Below are 10,698 nucleotides of genomic sequence, written 5' to 3'. Positions count from 1 at the left end.
GGCAATCGTGTCTGTCGGCTTGTGGGTACCTGTAGGAGCGGCTTCAGCCGCGAAGCTTTGCTGTGCCACGAAGAATTCGCGGCTAAAGCCGCTCCTACAATAATCAATAAAATCAATGAGATATATTTTGTTTGATGAGAGATCCCCCGTCGTCCAGACGCCGCGCTGTCACGCACTGTGTAGGAGCCGGGCGCTCGGATGCATGCTTTGCTGGCCTTTCCCGGCTCGCAGCCAGGCCAGCACTCAACTCTGCGCATGGCCGCGGTACTGCAGCGCTTCGGCCAGGTGGCTGCGGGCGATCTGTTCGACCTGCTCGAGATCGGCCAGGGTGCGCGCCACCTTGAGCACCCGGTGCGCCGCGCGCAGGGACAGGCCGAGGCGTTCGCAGGCGCTTTCCAGCCAGCCCTGATCGGCGGCATGCAGGCCGCAGTGCTGGCGCAGGCCGGGCAGGTCGAGAAAGGCATTGGCCACGCCCTGGCGCAGCACCTGGCGTTGCCGGGCGCGCGCCACCAGGGCGGCGCCGGTGGCCGTGTCGGCGCCTTCGCCGGGCGCTACATGCAGGGCGGTGGCTTCCCGCGCCACCGTCACATGCAGGTCGATGCGGTCGAGCAGGGGCCCGGAGAGCTTGCCGCGGTAGCGCTGGATCTGTTCCGCGCCGCAGCGACAACGGCCGCTGGGATCGCCGAGAAAACCGCAGGGGCAGGGGTTCATCGCCGCGACCAGTTGGAAGCGCGCGGGAAAGCGCACCTTGTCGCGCGCCCGGGCGATGACGATCTGCCCGCTTTCCAGGGGCTCGCGTAGCACCTCCAGGACCTTGCGGTCGAATTCCGGCAGTTCATCCAGAAACAGCACGCCCTGATGGGCCAAGGTGATTTCCCCGGGTTGCGGACGGCTGCCGCCACCGACCAGGGCCGGGCCGGAGGCGCTGTGGTGGGGGTTGCGAAAGGGCCGCTGCGGCCAGGCATCCAGCGGGGTGTGGCTGGCCACCGAATGAATCGCCGCGACTTCCAGGGCCTCCTGCTCGTCCAGTGGCGGCAGCAGGCCGGGCAGGCGGCTGGCCAGCAGGGTCTTGCCGGTGCCCGGGGGGCCGGTCAGCAGCAGATTGTGCGAGCCGGCCGCGGCCACCAGCAGGGCGCGCTTGGCGGCGACCTGGCCCTGCACTTCGGCCAGGTCCGGGTAGGGCTGGGTGCGGCGCAGCAAACCCTGGGCCTGGTAGGGGGCGATCGGCGTCTGTCCGTTGAGGTGGGCGGCCAGCTCGAGCAAATGCTCGACGGCGATGACCACCAGCCCGGAGGCCAGGCTGGCCTCCTCTGCGTTGGCCTTCGGCACCACTAAGGTGCGTCCGGCGGCGCGGGCCGCCAGTGCCGCGGGCAACACGCCCCGGACTGGCCGTACGGCGCCGGACAGGGCCAGTTCACCCAGGCACTCGAGCTGTTCCAGGGCGGCGGCCGGCACCTGGCCGCTGGCGGCGAGAATGCCCAGGGCGATGGCCAGGTCGAAGCGCCCGCCGTCCTTGGGCAGGTCGGCCGGGGCCAGGTTGAGGGTGATGCGTCGCGGCGGGAAATCGAAGGCGGAGTTGAGGATGGCGCTACGCACCCGATCCTTGCTTTCCTTGACCGCGGTCTCGGGCAGGCCGACCAGCGCCAGCGACGGCAAGCCATTGGCCAGGTGCGCCTCGACGGTCACGGCGGGTGCGTCGACGCCGACTTGGGCGCGGCTGTGGACTATGGCCAGGGACATCGATCACTCCTTGATCGTCAGCCGTCCGAGCGGGTTACTCGGTGGGCGGCGTAGCGTCTTGCGCGGTGCGGGCTTCCAGTTCGGCAACCTTGGCTTCCAGTGCTTCCAGGCGGGCACGGGTGCGGGCGAGGACGGCCATCTGGCTGTCGAACTCTTCCCGGCTGACCAGGTCGAGCTTGCTGAAACCGCTCTGCAGCAGGGCTTTGAACTGGGCCTCGAATTCGCTACGCGGCAGCGGCGTTTCGCCGTTGAACAGGCGCGAGGCGTGGGCGCTGAGGGCATCGAGCAGGGCTTTGGGCGGCAACATGGCAGGGTTCCAGTGACTGACGGCGGCAGTGTAGCACGCAGTCGTGTCACGGGCCGGGGCGGCCAGTGCTGCACGCTTTCTGTGCGTTGCCGGTTGCATGCTTGCACCGTAATCGTGCACTGCTCGCCTGTCGCGATCGCTCCGAGAACCTGTATTTCCTGCTAACTGTTTGAAAAAAATCGGTTTTATACGATCTGGCAAGCTTTCTGCTTAATCGCTTGTGACGAATGCACCGATGCGGTTCCGGTGCGTTAGGCGAAGCGGGAAGTGTTTCGTCAGGAGCGGTTGGTGGGCATCGGTGTGATCCCTCTGGGGCAACCGGTGCATTACAAAAGCCAGACACAGCGCTTAGACTTGATCCGGGTTCGTAATTCCTGGGGCAAGTCCACCTTACACGGGAGAAAGTTTCATGAAGCTAGTCACTGCCATCATCAAGCCGTTCAAGCTGGACGACGTCCGCGAGTCACTGTCGGAAATCGGCGTGCAGGGCATCACAGTCACCGAGGTCAAAGGCTTCGGTCGGCAAAAAGGGCATACCGAGTTGTACCGCGGCGCCGAATACGTGGTCGATTTTCTACCCAAGGTAAAGATTGACGTGGCCATCGCTGACGATCAGCTGGATCGCGTCATCGAAGCCATCACCAAGGCCGCCAACACCGGCAAGATCGGTGACGGCAAAATTTTCGTCGTCAACCTGGAGCAGGCGATCCGCATCCGTACCGGCGAAACCGATACCGACGCTATCTAAGCAAGCCTGCGAACCCCACGCCCCAGGAGTAACCCCCAATGACTCTGCGAAAAATCGCAGGGCTAGGAGCCCTTTTGTCTCTCGTTCCTGGCTTTGCCATGGCCGACGAGGCAGTTTTAAATGGCGGCGACACGGCTTGGATGCTGGTCGCGACCGTACTCGTGCTGTTCATGACCATTCCGGGGCTGGCCCTGTTTTATGCCGGCATGGTGCGTTCGAAGAACGTCCTCTCGGTGTTGATGCAGTGTTTCGCCATCACCGGCCTGATCAGCGTGCTCTGGGTCGTCTACGGGTACAGCCTGGCTTTTGACACCACAGGCATGGAGCAGGGTGTGGTCAATTTCAACTCCTTCGTCGGCGGCCTGTCGAACGCCTTCCTCGCCGGCCTGACCCGCGACAGTCTGGTGGCGGGGATTCCGGAAAGCGTGTTCATCACCTTCCAGATGACCTTCGCCATCATCACCCCGGCCCTGATCGTCGGCGCCTTCGCCGAGCGCATGAAGTTCTCCGCGCTGCTGATCTTCATGGCGGTCTGGTTCACCCTCGTCTATGCCCCCATCGCTCACATGGTGTGGAGCGGCGACGGTGCCCTGATGTGGGACTGGGGCGTGCTGGATTTCGCCGGCGGCACCGTGGTGCACATCAATGCCGGTATCGCCGGTCTGGTGGCCTGTCTGGTGCTGGGCAAGCGCAAGGGCTTTCCGACTACGGCCATGCCGCCACATAACCTCGGCTACACCCTGATCGGCGCGAGCATGCTCTGGGTCGGCTGGTTCGGTTTCAACGCCGGCTCGGCCCTGGCGGCGGACGGCAGCGCCGGCATGGCCATGCTGGTGACCCAGATCGCCACGGCGACGGCGGCGCTGAGCTGGATGTTCGCCGAGTGGATCACCCACCGCAAACCCAGCGTGCTGGGCATTGCGTCCGGTGCGGTGGCGGGTCTGGTGGCCATTACCCCGGCATCCGGCACCGCCGGGCCGATGGGGGCGCTGGTCATCGGCCTGGCGTCGGGGGTGATCTGCTTCTTCTGCGCCACCAGCCTGAAACGCAAGTTCGGCTATGACGATTCTCTGGATGTCTTCGGCGTACATGCCGTGGGCGGCATTGTCGGCGCCATTCTCACCGGGGCCTTTGCCGCGCCGGCGTTGGGTGGCTTCGGCACGGTGGAGAACATTCCCGCGCAGCTGTGGGTGCAGTTCGAGGGCGTGGCGTTCACGGTGGTCTACACCGCGGTGTTGACCTTCGTGATCCTGAAAGTGATCGACCTAGTAATGGGCCTGCGTATCAGCGACGAGGAAGAGACGGTCGGTCTCGATCTCGCCCTGCACAACGAGCGTGGCTACAACCTGTAAGCACACGGAGTGCGCCCGGAGCCAACCCGGGCGCCTTAACCGAACAGCGCTATAAAAGCGCGCCGGCAAGAGGTGAACCATGGACAACACAGCATTGACTGCACTGCAGTACGGCTTCGATACCTTCTACTTTTTGATTTGCGGTGCTCTGGTGATGTGGATGGCAGCGGGTTTTGCCATGCTCGAATCTGGCCTGGTACGGGCGAAGAACACCACCGAAATCCTTACCAAGAACATCGCCCTGTACGCGGTGGCCAGCGTCATGTACCTGGTGATCGGCTACCACATCATGTACTCCAGCCCTGAAGGCGGCATCCTGCCGAGCCTGGGTTTCCTGCTCGGCGAAGAGAACAGCGTCGAGTCGGTGCTCGCCGGCGGTGACGACGCGCCCTATTACTCGGCGCGCTCGGACTTCTTCTTTCAAGTGGTGTTTGCCGCCACCTGCATGTCGATCGTCTCCGGTGCCGTGGCCGAGCGCATGAAGCTGTGGGCCTTCCTCGCCTTCGCCGTGGTCATGACCGGCTTCATCTACCCGGTGCAGGGCTTCTGGAAATGGGGTTCGGGCTTCCTCAACGAAGCCGGCTTCCTCGATTTCGCCGGTTCCGGTGTGGTCCACATGGCGGGCGCTGCGGCTGCCCTGGCCGGTGTCCTGCTGCTCGGTGCACGTAAGGGCAAGTACGGCGCCAATGGCCAGGTCAATGCCATTCCGGGCGCCAACCTGCCGATCGCCACGCTCGGTGCCTTCATCCTGTGGATGGGCTGGTTCGGCTTCAACGGCGGTTCGCAGCTGAAGATGAGTACCATCGAAGACGCCAACGCCGTGGCCCAGGTGTTCGTCAACACCAACATGGCCGCCGCCGGCGGCCTGATCGCGGCGATGATCGTGGCGCGCATCCTGTTCGGCAAGTCCGACCTGACCATGGCGCTCAACGGCGCCCTGGCCGGCCTGGTGGCGATCACCGCCGAGCCGCTGACCCCGAGTGCCCTGCAGGCGACCCTGATCGGTGCTGTCGGTGGCGTACTGGTGGTGTTCTCCATCCTCGGCCTGGACAAGCTCAAGCTCGACGATCCGGTCGGTGCCATCTCGGTCCACGGTTCGGCTGGTATCTGGGGCCTGTTGGCGGTGGTGCTGACCAACCCGGATGCCACCCTGGGCGCCCAGTTGCTCGGTCTGGTCTGCATCTTCGCCTGGGTCTTCATCGCCAGCCTGATCGTCTGGTCGATCATCAAGCTGGTGATCGGTCTGCGCGTCACCGAGGAAGAAGAATACGAGGGCGTGGATATCGCCGAATGCGGCATGGAAGCCTATCCGGAATTCACTAAAAGCTGATTCCCGATGATTTAAAACAAGGGCGCCTAAAGGCGCCCTTTGTTTTTTCTGGCAGCGCGCTAGAATGCGCGCCGACAAGCACTGTCATGCGACACCGCGGTATTCGTCCGGGCCGGCACGAGACGCGGCAGGGGCTTTGTCAGGCAAGGCCATGTGAATTTTTCCGGCGACGTGCGAAAGATCACGTAGCTGGGCTATAACTAATCTGCTTTTCGCAAGTCATGAGGTTGAACATGAGCGACGAAGATCTGGAACAAGACGAGCTCGAAGGGGCTGACGAGGGGAGCGGCGAGGAAATGGCTGCCGCCGATGACGTCGACAACGGTGACGATGACGGCGACGAAGTTGTCAGCAGCGGCAAGAGCAAGGCCAAGGTCAAGGCGGCGGTCAGCGTTGAAGAGTTGCCGAGCATCGAAGCCAAGCAGAAGGATCGCGATGCCCTGGCGCGCGCCATGGAAGAGTACCTGGCGCGCGGCGGCAAGGTGCAGGAGGTCGAGCCCAACGTGGTTTCCGATCCGCCGAAGAAGCCCGACAGCAAATACGGCAGCCGGCCTATCTGAGGGGCGTTGCACGACGTAGGCGAGACCGCCTCCGCCGCGCAGGCCGCGGTCGGCAGAGGCCTAGGCCTAGGCTGCGGCCTACACCCAGCTGTGCAGCAGTCCTGGCAGTTCGGCCAGGCTGCGGATTTCGCCGTCGGCGCGCTTGTCGCCTTCCCAGGCCCTGCCCTGCGGGTTGAACCAGATCGCCCGCAGGCCGGCAGCCTGGGCGCCGGCGATATCGTCGCTGGGGTGGTCGCCGATATGCACGGCGTGCTGCGCGGCAATGCCTGCACGCCGGAGGGCTTCCTGAAACGGCTTGGGATCGGGTTTGCCGACCCCGAGTTCTTCCGCACAGAGGGCGAACTGGAAATAGTCGGCCAGGCCCAGGCGGCGCACGTCGGCATTGCCATTGGTAATCACCCCGAGCTGGAAGCGATTGGCCAGGATCTCCAGGGTCGGGTGCACCTCGGCGAACAGCTCGACCTGATGGCGGGCGGCGAGAAAGACCTGGAAACCACCCTCGGCCAGCGCTGCGGCCTCGCCGGGCGGGTAGCCCGCGCCGGCCAGGGCATCGTGCAGGATGCGCCGGCGCAGTTCGCTGAGGCGGTGCTTGAGCGATGGTTCGGCCTGCAGCAGGCGCGCACGGATGGTCCACAGGTGCTCGACCGGCACCGTGCCCAGGCGTGGCGCGTGCAGCGCCAGCCAGTTGCGCAGTGTCGCTTCGGCATCCTGCATCACCGGGGTCACGTCCCACAGGGTGTCGTCGAGATCGAAGGTGATCAGTTGAATGCTCATTTGCTACTGCCTTTGCGTTTGGCCCGTGGATGGGCGCGGTCATACACCGTGGCCAGGTGCTGGAAATCCAGGTGGGTGTAGACCTGGGTGGTGGCGATGTCGGCGTGGCCGAGCAGTTCCTGCACCGCGCGCAAGTCCTGTGAAGACTCCAGCATATGGCTGGCGAAGGAATGCCGCAGCATGTGCGGGTGCAGATTCTGCCCGAGTTCGCGCACCCCGGCCTGGCGCACGCGCAGTTGCACCGCGCGCGGGCCGAGCCGGCGACCCTGCTGGCTGATGAACACCGCAGCATCCGCCGGCTTGGCCAGGGCGCGCAAGGGCAGCCACTGTTCCAGGGCCTGGCGCGCCATGCGCCCGATCGGCAGTTCACGGGTCTTGTTGCCCTTGCCCAGTACCCGCACCAGACCATCGCCCAGGTCCAGGTTGTCGAGGTTGAGGCCGACCAGTTCGGACAGGCGCAGGCCGGAGGAATAGAACAGCTCGAGCATGGCCTGGTCGCGGCGCGCGATGAAATCGTCCTCGACCGCACCGTCGAGCAACTGAGCGGTACGGTCGGCATCCAGGGTTTTCGGCAGGCGCTGCTCGCCTTTCGGCGGGGTCAGGCCGCTGGCCGGATCGTTCTGGCAATGGCCTTCGCGGATCAGGTAGCGGTAGAGGCCGCGCGTGGCCGAAAGCAGGCGGGCCAGGCTGCGGCTGGACTGGCCCTCGAGATTCAGGCGGGCGACCAGCCGGCGCAGGCGCGGGGTGTCCAGCGCGGCCCATGCCGCGATCTGCTCGCGTTCGCAGAAGGCGAGGAGCTTGGCCAGGTCGCGGCTGTAGCCATCGAGGGTGTGCCGGGAGACCTGGCGCTCGCTGCGCAGGTGTTCGAGGTAGGCGTGCAGATGATCTTGCATGGCGGCTCCCGGCTAACGCGGACGTAGGATGGGGCGGGCCGCGCGGTTGGCGGCGCTGGGCGCAGATTGCAGGCGCTAAGGGATAGTGGCGCGGCGCGTAACCCATCGCCGCGGTATTTGATGGGTATCGCTTCGCTCAACCCATCCTACCGGCTTATGGCTTGCAGCTTGTCGCTGCTCTTATCTCACCGAACGCAGCGGCGTGGCGAAGCGCGGCAGCACGCGGGCCAGGACTTCGGCGATATAGCCGAGGAACAGGGTGCCCAGGGAGCTCTTGTAGTGCTGCGGGTCGACGCTGCCGATCGCCAGCACGCCATGCAAGCCCTGATAGGACAGTGCGACCACCGCCGCTGAGCCGACCTGCCGGGCTTCGTTTTCGCCGAACAGGAAGTTCAGTTCGTGCTCGCGCAACACCCCGCATATGGTCTTGCCGCCCGCCAGCAGGCCGCCAATGGCCTGATGCGCTTCGGCGCTGCTGACCGAGCGGCCGACCGGCAGCGGCGTATCGCTGAACAGGATCAGGCCAACGAAGGGCACCTGGAACTCGTGGCGCAGGCTGTCTTCCACGGTGCTGACCACCTCCTCGAGGCTGGTGGCGTCGAGCAGGTCGAGCACCAGGCGCCGGGTCTTGTCGAACAGGCGGTCGTTGTCGCGGGCCACATCCATCAGCTGCGAGAGGCGATGGCGCATCTCGATATTGCGCTCGCGCAACAGTTTCACCTGGCGTTCGACCAGCGAGATGGTGTCGCCGCGTTGGTGCGGGATGCGCAACTCGGGAATCAGTTCGTCGTGGTCGATGAAGAATTCCGGGTGCAGGCGCAAATAGGCGGCAACGGTGGCCGAGTCGAGCGGCTTGGGTGAATCCTGTTGGTCGGTCATAGGCGAACCTGTCCTTCATACACGCGCATGGCGGGTCCGGTCATCATAACGGGCTGGCCCGGGCCTGCCCACTCGATGGACAGCTTGCCGCCGGGCAGTTCGATCTGTAGCGGCGAGTCCATCCAGCCTTGGCTAATCGCCGCCACCGCCGCCGCACAGGCGCCGGTGCCGCAGGCCTGGGTCTCGCCCGCGCCGCGTTCCCAGACGCGCAGCCTGGCATGCTGGCGGTCGATGATCTGCAGGAAGCCGACATTGACCCGCTGCGGAAAACGCGGATGCTGTTCCAGTTGCGGCCCCAGCTCATGCACCGGCGCGCTGTCGACACTGTCGACGCGCAGCACGGCGTGGGGGTTGCCCATGGACACCGCCGCCAGTTCGAGCATTTGCCCCGCGACTTCGACGGGGTAGCTCAAGGCTTGCCGTTCGGCCTGGAAAGGGACTTGCGCCGGTTCCAGGCGCGGCGCGCCCATGTTCACGCTGATCTGGCCGTCGGGGCGCACGTCCAGTTCGATGATCCCGCCCTTGGTTTCCACGCGGATCTGCTTCTTCATGGTCAGCCGCTTGTCCAGCACGAAGCGGGCGAAGCAGCGCGCGCCATTGCCGCACTGCTCCACTTCCGAGCCGTCGGCGTTGAAGATGCGGTAGCGGAAGTCGACGTCGGGGTTGCTCGGCGGCTCCACCAGCAGCAATTGGTCGAAGCCGACACCGGTGTGGCGATCGCCCCACTGCTTGGCGTTCTTGGGCTGGATATGCGCGTGCTGGCTGACCAGGTCGAGGACCATGAAGTCGTTGCCGAGGCCGTGCATCTTGGTAAAGCGCAATAGCATCAGGGTGCCCTTATGGTGCTGGCGGCAGCTGGCTTTCGCCCGCAAAGAGTTCGCCGAGGGTCTCGCGCCGCCGCACTTCGAAGGCCTGGTCGCCATCTACCATCACCTCGGCGGCGCGGCCGCGGGTGTTGTAGTTGGAGCTCATGACGAAACCGTAGGCGCCCGCCGAACACACGGCCAGCAGGTCGTCTTCGGCCAGTGCCAGCTCGCGATCCTTGGCCAGGAAGTCACCGGTTTCGCAGATCGGGCCGACGATGTCGTAGTTGCGCGTCGCGCCATCGCGCGGCTGCACCGCCACCACGTCCATCCAGGCCTGATACAGCGCCGGACGGATCAGGTCGTTCATCGCCGCGTCGACGATGGCGAAATCCTTGTGCTCGGTGTGCTTGAGGTACTCGACCCGGGTCAGCAGCACGCCGGCGTTGGCGACGATCGAACGACCCGGCTCGAACACCAGGGCCAGGTCGTGCCCGGCCATGCGCTGGCGCACCGCCTCGATGTATTCGCCGGCCAGCGGCGGCTGCTCGTCGCGGTATTGCACGCCGAGGCCGCCACCGAGGTCCAGGTGTGCGATGCGGATGCCGCGTTCGGCCAGGCGGTCGACCAGCGCCAACAGGCGGTCGAGGGCGTCGAGGAACGGCGGCAGGCTGGTCAGCTGCGAACCGAGGTGGCAGTCGACACCGATCACTTCCAGGTTGGCCAGCGTGGCGGCACGGGCATACACCGCCTCGGCGTCGGCGATGGCAATGCCGAACTTGTTTTCCTTCAGCCCGGTGGAAATATACGGGTGGGTGCCCGCATCCACATCCGGGTTGACCCGCAGCGACACCGGCGCCTGCACGCCCAGTTCGGCGGCGACCTGTTGCAGGCGCTCCAGTTCGTCGGTGGATTCGACGTTGAAGCAGTGCACGCCGATCTGCAGCGCACGGCGCATGTCCTCGCGGCTCTTGCCGACGCCGGAGAAGACGATCTTGCCAGGCTCGCCACCGGCGGCCAGGACTCGCTCCAGCTCGCCGCGCGAGACGATGTCGAAGCCGGCGCCGAGACGCGCCAGCACGTTGAGCACGCCCAGGTTGGAGTTGGCCTTGACGGCGAAGCAGACCAGGTGCGGCATGCCCTGCAAGGCATCGGCATAGGCGTGGTACTGCGCCTCGATGTGCGCCCGCGAGTAGACGTAGGTCGGCGTGCCGAAGCGTTGGGCGATGGCGGACAGGGCCACGCCCTCCGCGAACAGCGTGCCGTCGCGGTAGGTGAAGGCGTTCATGAGCTGTCCTTATTCGGTTTGTGC

The 10,698-nt window shown here is 65.3% G+C and carries 11 protein-coding genes; 4 read left to right on the top strand and 7 right to left on the bottom strand.

The features are described 5' to 3' along the window. Window positions 1–243: 243 nt before the first annotated feature. Window positions 244–1,740: a YifB family Mg chelatase-like AAA ATPase gene (locus tag ABZE94_RS16600; protein WP_372876591.1), complete on the bottom strand. Its 1,497-nt coding sequence runs from the start codon at window positions 1,738–1,740 to the stop codon at window positions 244–246. Window positions 1,741–1,774: 34 nt separating this feature from the next. Then, window positions 1,775–2,047, bottom strand: a complete 273-nt coding sequence (locus ABZE94_RS16595; RefSeq protein WP_372876589.1) for an accessory factor UbiK family protein — start codon at window positions 2,045–2,047, stop codon at window positions 1,775–1,777. A gap of 409 nt (window positions 2,048–2,456) precedes the next feature. Between ABZE94_RS16595 and glnK the strand changes: the two genes are divergently transcribed. The 4 genes from glnK to sutA all read left to right on the top strand — a co-directional run bounded on the left by glnK (window position 2,457) and on the right by sutA (window position 6,037). Further along, on the top strand, window positions 2,457–2,795 hold the full coding sequence (gene glnK / locus ABZE94_RS16590; RefSeq protein WP_003096476.1) for a P-II family nitrogen regulator: 339 nt from the start codon (window positions 2,457–2,459) through the stop codon (window positions 2,793–2,795). 38 nt (window positions 2,796–2,833) lie between these two features. Beyond that, on the top strand, window positions 2,834–4,147 hold the full coding sequence (locus tag ABZE94_RS16585; protein WP_372876588.1) for an ammonium transporter: 1,314 nt from the start codon (window positions 2,834–2,836) through the stop codon (window positions 4,145–4,147). A 79-nt stretch (window positions 4,148–4,226) separates the two neighbouring features. Further along, window positions 4,227–5,477 (top strand): ammonium transporter, encoded by a 1,251-nt coding sequence (locus ABZE94_RS16580; protein ID WP_372876587.1) that lies wholly within the window; start codon window positions 4,227–4,229, stop codon window positions 5,475–5,477. Between the two features lie 233 nt (window positions 5,478–5,710). Continuing rightward, window positions 5,711–6,037: a transcriptional regulator SutA gene (sutA, locus tag ABZE94_RS16575; protein ID WP_372876586.1), complete on the top strand. Its 327-nt coding sequence runs from the start codon at window positions 5,711–5,713 to the stop codon at window positions 6,035–6,037. A gap of 78 nt (window positions 6,038–6,115) precedes the next feature. Here the strand turns inward: sutA and ABZE94_RS16570 are convergent, their stop codons facing one another. The 5 genes from ABZE94_RS16570 to lysA form a co-directional block, all read right to left on the bottom strand. After that, window positions 6,116–6,811: an HAD family hydrolase gene (locus ABZE94_RS16570; protein WP_372876585.1), complete on the bottom strand. Its 696-nt coding sequence runs from the start codon at window positions 6,809–6,811 to the stop codon at window positions 6,116–6,118. Beyond that, on the bottom strand, window positions 6,808–7,704 hold the full coding sequence (gene xerC, locus ABZE94_RS16565) for a tyrosine recombinase XerC (protein ID WP_372876584.1): 897 nt from the start codon (window positions 7,702–7,704) through the stop codon (window positions 6,808–6,810). Before xerC ends, ABZE94_RS16570 begins: the two co-directional genes overlap by 4 nt. Before the next feature lie 180 nt (window positions 7,705–7,884). Continuing rightward, the gene (locus ABZE94_RS16560; protein WP_372876583.1) at window positions 7,885–8,583 is read right to left on the bottom strand and encodes a DUF484 family protein; all 699 of its coding nucleotides are present in this window, start codon (window positions 8,581–8,583) and stop codon (window positions 7,885–7,887) included. After that, complete coding sequence (dapF, locus tag ABZE94_RS16555) at window positions 8,580–9,410, bottom strand: diaminopimelate epimerase (RefSeq protein ID WP_372876582.1); 831 nt, start codon at window positions 9,408–9,410, stop codon at window positions 8,580–8,582. The genes ABZE94_RS16560 and dapF overlap by 4 nt, the downstream gene beginning before the upstream one ends. 10 nt (window positions 9,411–9,420) lie before the next feature. Further along, on the bottom strand, window positions 9,421–10,674 hold the full coding sequence (gene lysA, locus ABZE94_RS16550; protein ID WP_372876581.1) for a diaminopimelate decarboxylase: 1,254 nt from the start codon (window positions 10,672–10,674) through the stop codon (window positions 9,421–9,423). Window positions 10,675–10,698: the final 24 nt, after the last annotated feature.

Origin of the sequence: Pseudomonas sp. (assembly GCF_041601375.1) — a bacterium.
Classification (GTDB): domain Bacteria; phylum Pseudomonadota; class Gammaproteobacteria; order Pseudomonadales; family Pseudomonadaceae; genus Aquipseudomonas.
This window is presented reverse-complemented; position numbering and strand designations above follow the sequence as displayed.

What these genes read in the sequence shown, in the direction of transcription:
- lysA (WP_372876581.1), bottom strand. Translation starts at nt 10,674, where the DNA reads ATGAACGCCTTCACCTACCGCGACGGCACGCTGTTCGCGGAGGGCGTG.
- ABZE94_RS16585 (WP_372876588.1), top strand. Translation starts at nt 2,834, where the DNA reads ATGACTCTGCGAAAAATCGCAGGGCTAGGAGCCCTTTTGTCTCTCGTT.
- dapF (WP_372876582.1), bottom strand. Translation starts at nt 9,410, where the DNA reads ATGCTATTGCGCTTTACCAAGATGCACGGCCTCGGCAACGACTTCATG.
- sutA (WP_372876586.1), top strand. Translation starts at nt 5,711, where the DNA reads ATGAGCGACGAAGATCTGGAACAAGACGAGCTCGAAGGGGCTGACGAG.
- ABZE94_RS16600 (WP_372876591.1), bottom strand. Translation starts at nt 1,740, where the DNA reads ATGTCCCTGGCCATAGTCCACAGCCGCGCCCAAGTCGGCGTCGACGCA.
- ABZE94_RS16580 (WP_372876587.1), top strand. Translation starts at nt 4,227, where the DNA reads ATGGACAACACAGCATTGACTGCACTGCAGTACGGCTTCGATACCTTC.
- glnK (WP_003096476.1), top strand. Translation starts at nt 2,457, where the DNA reads ATGAAGCTAGTCACTGCCATCATCAAGCCGTTCAAGCTGGACGACGTC.
- ABZE94_RS16595 (WP_372876589.1), bottom strand. Translation starts at nt 2,047, where the DNA reads ATGTTGCCGCCCAAAGCCCTGCTCGATGCCCTCAGCGCCCACGCCTCG.
- ABZE94_RS16570 (WP_372876585.1), bottom strand. Translation starts at nt 6,811, where the DNA reads ATGAGCATTCAACTGATCACCTTCGATCTCGACGACACCCTGTGGGAC.
- xerC (WP_372876584.1), bottom strand. Translation starts at nt 7,704, where the DNA reads ATGCAAGATCATCTGCACGCCTACCTCGAACACCTGCGCAGCGAGCGC.
- ABZE94_RS16560 (WP_372876583.1), bottom strand. Translation starts at nt 8,583, where the DNA reads ATGACCGACCAACAGGATTCACCCAAGCCGCTCGACTCGGCCACCGTT.